Source organism: Burkholderia sp. LMG 13014 (assembly GCF_905232215.1).
GTDB lineage: Bacteria > Pseudomonadota > Gammaproteobacteria > Burkholderiales > Burkholderiaceae > Burkholderia.
In genome coordinates this window covers 26,292-32,757 of the sequence record NZ_CAJNKE010000021.1, presented here as the reverse complement: position 1 = coordinate 32,757, position 6,466 = coordinate 26,292, and the positions used below count along the sequence as shown (strand labels likewise).

The window sequence follows — 6,466 nt, the reverse complement described above, 5'->3', positions numbered from 1 at the left end:
CCTCGTTGCCGTAAATCGCCACGGACGCCTTGCGCAGCCCGTCGAACAGGCATTGCGACAGGTCGTGCGGCGTGGTCAGCGTTTTCGTGCGGATCACGTTGTCGCCGTCCATCACGCAGATGTCGGTCAGCGTGCCGCCGTTGTCGATGTTGATCAGGCGATGCCGCGCGGTCCGTGTGCCGGACGTGCCCGATACCGCGGGCTGGATCGAATCGGTTGGGATTGTCATGAGCTCTCTCGCTTCGTGATCGGCCGGTTCAGGCGCGGCCCGGCTGCCGTGCCCGCGCGGCACGGCGCGTGTCGATGGGCTCGCGCGGTTCCGTCATGCAACCGTGCGGCGTCGGAAAAGGAAGGGAATGCACGTCGTCTCCTGTCTGGTTATGTTCGTCGTGGGATCAGTGTAGGCAGCGGCCTGCCGGCTGCCGCCACCCGTCCGGGTAGTTATCGGGTATGGATTGCCCGTATCGGTCGCGCTCGCGCGTCAGGCACCGGCCGACGCGTTCGCGCCCGCCCGTTCGATCGCCGGTTTCACGCTGTCGATCGCACCGCCGCCGTCACACGGAATCACGGCGCCGGACACATACGACGCATACGGCGATGCAAGGAACAGCGCGAGATTGGCTATGTCGTCGGTCGTGCCGAACCGGCGCAGCGGCACGGCTGACTCGGCCAGCGCGAGTTCGTCGTCGGTGCGGGCGATCAGCTTGCGAAAGCCTTCCGTGCCGTCGATCGGGCCCGGCGAGATCGCGTTGACGCGCACACCGTCGGCGCCCCATTCCAGCGCGAGCACGCGCGTGAGCTGGTCGATACCGGCTTTCGCCGCGGAAGCGTGTGCCTGATGGCGCATCGGCACCGTCGCCTGCGGCGCGGTGATGCTGATGATCGACGCGCCGGGCTTGCGCAGATGCGGATAGGCCTGCCGCATCACGTTGAACGAGCCGACCAGGTCGATGTCGATGACCGTGCGGAATCCGTTCGCCGACATCGCATTCGCGTCGCACAGGAAATTGCCCGCCGCGCCCGATATCAGCACGTCGATCGGGCCGAATTCGCGCGCCGCATCGCCGAGCGCAGTGCCCACCGCGTCGAAATCGCGTACGTCGGCGCATGCGCCGTACACCGACGCATGCGTCATGCGCAGCGTCTGCACTGCGGCGTCGACGTTCTCGCGTTTGCGGCTCGCCACGCTGACGGCCGCGCCGCATCGCGCGAAGGCTTGCGCGATGCCGAAGTTGATGCCGGTCGTGCCGCCGAAGACGAACACGTGGCGTTGCTCGAAACCTAACTCGATCTGCATGCTGCCCTCCTGTCGAACCCTGGGAACCCCATCGTCAGAACAGGTGGCGCACGCCGAGCACGGTGCCGAACGTCGACCCGTTCGCGCCGTACAGCGCGCCGTTCGTCGACAGCCCCGTATTCATCTTGCCGTGGTTGTTCACATAGCCAAGCTGCCCGTACAGCAACGTCGCCTTCGACAGGCTGTAGGTCAGCCCTGCCGCGGCCATGATCGAGTGATTGTTGGTATCGTTGCCATCGCTCGTGTACCAGACGCCGGCATCCGCGCTCACGACCGGCGTGAACTGATAGGCGGCGCCGCCGCCGTAGACGCGGCTGTCGAACGAGCCCGCGATCTTGTAATTGACGTACGCGGCTTTCACCGTGAGCGCGTCGTACTGATAGCTCGCGCCAAGCGTGCGCCCGGTAAACGGCACCGTGCTCGGCACCGGCGTCGATGCGGCCGTGCCGCCCGCATTGCCGTTGTACATCGCGGCGCTGACGAGCAACGGCCCATACGTGTAATTGAGGCTCGCCGAATACTGCCGGCCCGCCTGGAAATCGCCGGCCGTGCCGCCGAGCGCAAGCATCGCACTGCCCTGGAAGCCCGCCACCACCGGGCTCGTGTATGAAATCGCATTCGCGTTGAAGATCCCGGTCACGAGCACGCCGCCGACATAGATCGGCACGCCGCTGCCGAAGTACGACACGCTGCGCGCATCGGTGGCGATCAACGACAGCACGAACGGCGAGAACTGGACGCCGGCCTTCACGGTGCCGTAGCCGCTCTCGATCCCGACCCACGCCTGCCGGCCGAACAGATTGCCGTTCGAATCCGCATAGCCGCCGTTCGACACGTCGATGCCGCTTTCGAGCGTGAAGATCGCCTTCACGCCGCCGCCGAGATCCTCGGTGCCTTTCAGGCCGAACAACGACGGTGTCATCCCGCCGGTGATCATCGATACCTGGTGCCCGGCATTCAGCCCGGTCTTCGGATCGATCGCCTTGCTCGTATAGAGGATGCCGGCGTCGACGACACCGTAAAGCGTGACACTGCTTTGCGCATGCGCGGGCAATCCGGCGGCGGCCAGCAGCACGCCGGCAACGGTCGCGAAACGTTTACGGGAAGGGATGGTCGTCATCGGGGATGTCTCCTGTTCTAGTCTCTGTTTGTTGGATGTCGGTGCTTTGCTGACGCGAATACCCGTCAGACCGGATGCCGCGGCTTGCCCGGGCCCGGTCGGCGCAGGGTGGAGTCCGGCCAACCGTGCACATTGATCGACAGGATTGCCGTCGACGCGAATGCGTCAATAGAAAGCACAACGAAACAAATCACGTCGCGCACCAGTTCTGGCGCGGGAGTCACGACCCGGCGGTATCGCCACCGTTCGGTCGCGTTGTTTCTGGAAAGGAGTGTAGGTTTGGGGGGGACAGGTGGCAGCTACCCGTTCGGGTAGTTTGAGAGCATGGATTCCCCTGATCGGGGGTGGTGCATGCCGGGGTGGGCAACACCGGCCAGGTCATGCGCGACGGCAAGGATATTACGAACGGCTTTCGCGCGAGCCTGACCGGGTCATCCCGCGCACCGTAACCGTGGTCACGTTCCGGCCGAACGCACGCCAGGTCGCATTCGGCACAACGGCCATTCGTCGGCGGCGATTTCGCGCGCGCACCGGGACACCGGTGCCGCGGCGCGCCCTCTCCCGTCCACGAACCGGTTGCCGCTCACGCCAGGGCGGCAACTGGCTCGACCTCGTTGTTCATGCGGTCACGGGGCACCGCCGACGACACGTCGATAGACGTCCTGGTTCTGATAAACGCGCCCGTCGGAAAATCGGCCGAACACCGAGATCGTCATCCAGACGCCACTGCCATCCAGCCGGCGCTCGGCCCAATGCACCTTTTCATTGTTCTTGAATGCCGACGACCGCAACAGGCCGGGCGGCTCGAACTCGAAACCGAGCTCGTCGGCGGCGCCGGTGCTGGAGTAAGGAAACCGTCCGCCGCCCAGCTTTCCGGCGAAGTGGATCTCCCGCGTACGCCCCGCGGCAGTGCGCCACCGTGACGTGATGTCCAGCCAGCCGTCGTCATCCAGCGCGACGGTGTAGGTGCCGTCCAATGGCGGCATCCCGAATGCGTATACCGAGCGCCCCGGTTCGAGCGCCCAGACGCCGAGGAACGGGAAGTCCCCCGGCGCGGGCGCTACGCGCCCGTCTGCCGGAAGCGGCGCGTTCACTTGCGGACCTCGCAAAAACCGTCCTTGCAGATCCCGGCATCATCCGACGCTGGGGCCGGCCCGGTCTCCTGCGTGGCAGCCGCGGCGATCGCCGCCTGTTCGCGCAACACGCGCACGAAATCCGCGACGTCACGCGCACCCGACACCGACGCCTGCCCGTTGATCACGAAGTAAGGCACACCACGAATCCCCAGTTCGACCGCTTGCTGCTCGTCGGCGCGCACCTCGTCGGCAAAGCGGTCGCTGCCCAGCACTGCATCCACGTCGTCGGCCGGCAATCCCGTCCCGAGTGCCAGCGCACGCAGCACCTGCCGGTCACCGATATCCTGCCCCTCGGTGAAATACGCGCGTAGAAAGCGCTCCTTGACCTGACCGCCGATTCCCTCGTGCCTGGCGAGGTGGATCAGGCGATGGGCATCGAACGTATTGCCGGGCCGCGCGATGCGCCACTGGAAATCCAGCCCCATGCGGCGCGCTTCCTGCTCCTCATGATTCAGGATGGCCAGCGCGCGCTGGCGGTCGATGCCGTACAGACGATTCATCACGTCCGGCAGCGGCATGCCATACGACCGGGGCGCGGAAGGGTTCAGCTCGAAGCTGTGCCACTCGATTTGCGCCGCGATGCCGGTCTGCTCCAGCGCCGCTTCCAGCTTGCGTTTGCCGATATAGCAAAACGGGCAAATGACGTCCGACCAGATATCGATCTTCATGATTGCTGCTCCATCGTGCAGGAAACGCGAACCCGGTTCAGGATTCGTCATGACCACCTCGCAGCAGCACCTTCCCGGCACTGCTTCGGATACCTGATGCGCTGGCTACGTCACCCAGGTCGTGGACCGCGGCGACGGGCAGATTGAAGCCGTTGCGCTGCGCGATCGCGAGGATCTCGGCCACCATCCTGGCCCGGTACGCGTCGCTCAGTTTCTCGACCTTGCGCAATCCCCAGAAGCCTCGCACCGTCGCCTGCTTGAACAGCACGTCCTGGAAGTCGATGTTCAACGGCTGATTGCTCAACGCACCGAATACCACCAGCGTCGCATTGTCGTCCATTACGTGAAGCATTTCACCGGTCAGACTGCCGGCCACCGAATCCAGCGCATGGAGCAGCGGCTCGCCGTTCAGCGCGGTCTTGATACGTGCCTGCCAGCCGTCGACGGTGGTGTTCTCCACCACGTCCACCCCGAGCTTCCCGAGTTCTTCGACCTGCGCCGCCTGATTGACCAGGGCAATGACGCGAATATTCCGCGCGGCGGCCAGCAGCGCCACATTCTTGCCCACGGCGCCCGCCGCGGCATTCAGCATCATCCATTGGCCGCTTTGCACGCCCAGGTCGTCCAGCACCACCATGGCGCTCGTCGGCATGATCAGCAACTGCGCCGCGAGTTCGTCGCTGATGCCGTCGGGTACCGGCAGCACCTGGCCGGCCGGCGCCACGAACGCATCGGCCCAGGTGCCGAACGCGCCGGACACGGACACGCGCTGGCCGACTTGCAGATGGGTCACGCCCTCGCCCACCGCCAGCACGCGCCCCACCGCCTCGGTGCCTGCACGTGCCGGCAGTTCCGGCTTGATGCCATAGGTGCCGGAAATCTGCATCAGGTCGTGGTTGTGGATGGGCGCCAGGATCATCTGCAACAGCACCTCGCCGGCTTGCGGCTCCGGACGCGCGACGTTGCGAATCTCGAGCACCTGCTCGGGCTGGCCCATGGATTGATGAATGGCGGTACGCATGACGGACACTCCGTGTGTCTGGTTTGAATGATGTCATGGTACGCAGCCGCCAGATTTTCTCTTGATCTCACGAGACAATGTTTTTATATTGCGAGACATGACGGCAATCATTCGTTCGACAGGCATGAAGGGCTACCGCGAGCTCATGTCGACGCTCGGGGTCGATCCGTTGCCGCTGCTGCGCAAGCACGAGCTTCCGGCCAACCTTGGCGAAGTGGACGACGCGACGGTTCCGATTCTGTCGGTGATGCAACTGATGGAAGACAGCGCCGCCGCCGCACACCGGCCCGATCTCGGCCTGCAGCTGGCCGCCCGCCAGGACATCGACATCCTCGGCCCGCTCGCGATGGCCATCCAGCATTCCGCCAATGTCCGCGAGGCCATGACGACGGCGTCCCGCTATCTGTACGTGCACAGCCCGGCCGCGCAGCTCTCCGTGATCGAACCGAGCACCTTGATCCAGGACGCCGCGGAGATCCGCATCGAGTTGCTGGTTCCTCGTGCGCCCGTGTGCCGGCAAGCGCTCGATCAGTGTCTGGGCAGGATGCACCATCTGGTGCGGTCCTTCGCGGCGGACAACTATCGGCTGCTTGCGGTGGCGCTCCCGTACGGGAACAGTGCCGACCCCGGCGCCTATGCGCGTTTTTTCGGGCAGGCGCGCATCTATACGGAGCAGGAGCACGCCGGTTTGCACGTGTCGCCGCAAACCCTCGGCAGCCGGCTGGAGACCGTCAATGCGTCGCTGAAGAACATCGCGCTGGAGTATCTGCAGCGGCACTACGGCGACCCCGGATTGTCGATGGTCGAGCGCGTGCGACGGGCGCTGCATTGCACGCTCGGCGCGACCGGAGGAAGCAAGTCGGCAATTGCGGAACTGCTGTTCGTGCATCCGCGCACCATGCAGCGCAAACTGGCCGACGAAGGCGCGACTTTCGAGGGGGTCCGGGATGAGGTCCGGCAGGAAATCGCCTTGCGCTACCTCCAGCAGACGACCATCCCGCTGGCTCAACTGACGAGCTTGTTGGGGTTTTCCGATCAGTCGGTCCTCACCCATTCGTCCATACGATGGTTCGGCATGCCTCCGTCGAAGGTCCGGGCAAGTTCGCGACCTCGCGCGCCTGCTGCCGCGAACCGATCGCGATGAGCGTCGTCGGATCGACGCCACCTTCGGCAACACGACTATCCGGATTACGACGCTCGGAGGCGTCGATGTCGGAGGGCCGA

7 protein-coding genes are annotated in these 6,466 nt (G+C 65.1%); 1 reads left to right on the top strand and 6 read right to left on the bottom strand.

The features are described 5' to 3' along the window. From JYJ84_RS05225 to JYJ84_RS05200, 6 genes are all read right to left on the bottom strand, one after another. Nucleotides 1-229: hydantoinase/oxoprolinase N-terminal domain-containing protein (locus JYJ84_RS05225; protein WP_275890708.1), on the bottom strand; the 229-nt coding region annotated here is incomplete at its 3' end. Nucleotides 230-481: 252 nt separating this feature from the next. After that, nucleotides 482-1,297 (bottom strand): SDR family oxidoreductase, encoded by an 816-nt coding sequence (locus JYJ84_RS05220; RefSeq protein WP_174956224.1) that lies wholly within the window; start codon nt 1,295-1,297, stop codon nt 482-484. A 34-nt stretch (nt 1,298-1,331) separates the two neighbouring features. Continuing rightward, nucleotides 1,332-2,417: a porin gene (locus JYJ84_RS05215; RefSeq protein ID WP_175219875.1), complete on the bottom strand. Its 1,086-nt coding sequence runs from the start codon at nt 2,415-2,417 to the stop codon at nt 1,332-1,334. 626 nt (nt 2,418-3,043) lie between these two features. Further along, the gene (locus JYJ84_RS05210; protein WP_122947363.1) at nt 3,044-3,511 is read right to left on the bottom strand and encodes a hypothetical protein; all 468 of its coding nucleotides are present in this window, start codon (nt 3,509-3,511) and stop codon (nt 3,044-3,046) included. After that, nucleotides 3,508-4,221: a DsbA family oxidoreductase gene (locus tag JYJ84_RS05205; protein WP_175219877.1), complete on the bottom strand. Its 714-nt coding sequence runs from the start codon at nt 4,219-4,221 to the stop codon at nt 3,508-3,510. Before JYJ84_RS05205 ends, JYJ84_RS05210 begins: the two co-directional genes overlap by 4 nt. Nucleotides 4,222-4,258: 37 nt before the next feature. After that, entirely contained in the window at nt 4,259-5,242 is a 984-nt protein-coding gene (locus tag JYJ84_RS05200) for a zinc-binding dehydrogenase (RefSeq protein WP_175219879.1), read from the bottom strand. 97 nt (nt 5,243-5,339) lie between these two features. Here JYJ84_RS05200 and JYJ84_RS05195 point away from each other — a divergent pair, with 97 nt between their 5' ends. Beyond that, entirely contained in the window at nt 5,340-6,386 is a 1,047-nt protein-coding gene (locus JYJ84_RS05195; RefSeq protein WP_175219881.1) for an AraC family transcriptional regulator, read from the top strand. Nucleotides 6,387-6,466: the final 80 nt, after the last annotated feature.

Coding starts and splice junctions, on each gene's coding strand:
- JYJ84_RS05220 (WP_174956224.1), bottom strand. CDS start 1,297: ATGCAGATCGAGTTAGGTTTCGAGCAACGCCACGTGTTCGTCTTCGGC.
- JYJ84_RS05215 (WP_175219875.1), bottom strand. CDS start 2,417: ATGACGACCATCCCTTCCCGTAAACGTTTCGCGACCGTTGCCGGCGTG.
- JYJ84_RS05205 (WP_175219877.1), bottom strand. CDS start 4,221: ATGAAGATCGATATCTGGTCGGACGTCATTTGCCCGTTTTGCTATATC.
- JYJ84_RS05200 (WP_175219879.1), bottom strand. CDS start 5,242: ATGCGTACCGCCATTCATCAATCCATGGGCCAGCCCGAGCAGGTGCTC.
- JYJ84_RS05195 (WP_175219881.1), top strand. CDS start 5,340: ATGACGGCAATCATTCGTTCGACAGGCATGAAGGGCTACCGCGAGCTC.